This window comes from Halorubrum tibetense (genome assembly GCF_042661865.1).
Lineage (GTDB): Archaea > Halobacteriota > Halobacteria > Halobacteriales > Haloferacaceae > Halorubrum > Halorubrum tibetense.
Genome location: NZ_JBHSWW010000639.1, coordinates 1 through 619 on the forward strand (window position 1 = coordinate 1; position 619 = coordinate 619).

Genomic DNA, 619 nt, shown 5'->3' on the forward strand with positions numbered 1-619 from the left:
AGCGACGGACTCCAGTATTCTAAATATTTTGCCGGCAACCATCCGTCAACTAACACCGACGAGCGATGGAGCCTGCGCCGTAACACTAACCGTCGGCGAGCAAGTATTGCGCGCATTGGTATCTGCTTACTCGGCAAAAAATCTTTCGCTGACAATAGGTAAACAAGTATATGCGCAGATTAAGGGCACTATTGCGCTAGCCGACAACACGCCCACTAAACCACAACACGATTAGTTAACCGATTCGCCACCTGCACCCGCATCAGTTTACAGCAGGCAAAAAAAACCGGCCTAAGCCGGTTTTTAATACTGCGCTAATACAACCTTACTTTTTCGAACGCTTGCGCTCGTTTTCAGTCAGTAACTTTTTGCGCAAGCGAATGCTCATTGGCGTTACTTCAACCAACTCGTCATCCTCGATAAATTCCAAGGCCTGCTCAAGTGTGTGGCGCACTGGCGGTGACAAGGTCAGGGCTTCATCGGTACCCGAGGCGCGCACGTTGGTGAGCTGTTTAGCTTTCGTGGGGTTTACTACTAGATCGTTGCCACGGCTATGCAGACCAACAATTTGACCTTCGTACACTTCAACCGCGGCGCCCAGGAACAGACGTCCACGATC

The 619-nt window shown here is 50.6% G+C and carries 2 protein-coding genes; one reads left to right on the forward strand and one right to left on the reverse strand.

What is annotated here, in order from left to right:
* Positions 1-235: TOBE domain-containing protein (locus tag ACFQEU_RS17475; protein WP_379784218.1), on the forward strand; the 235-nt coding region annotated here is incomplete at its 5' end.
* Positions 236-325: 90 nt separating this feature from the next.
* On the opposite strand, the gene ACFQEU_RS17480 is transcribed toward ACFQEU_RS17475, so the two are convergent.
* On the reverse strand, positions 326-619 hold a 294-nt coding region (locus ACFQEU_RS17480; protein ID WP_465261189.1), incomplete at its 5' end, for a hypothetical protein.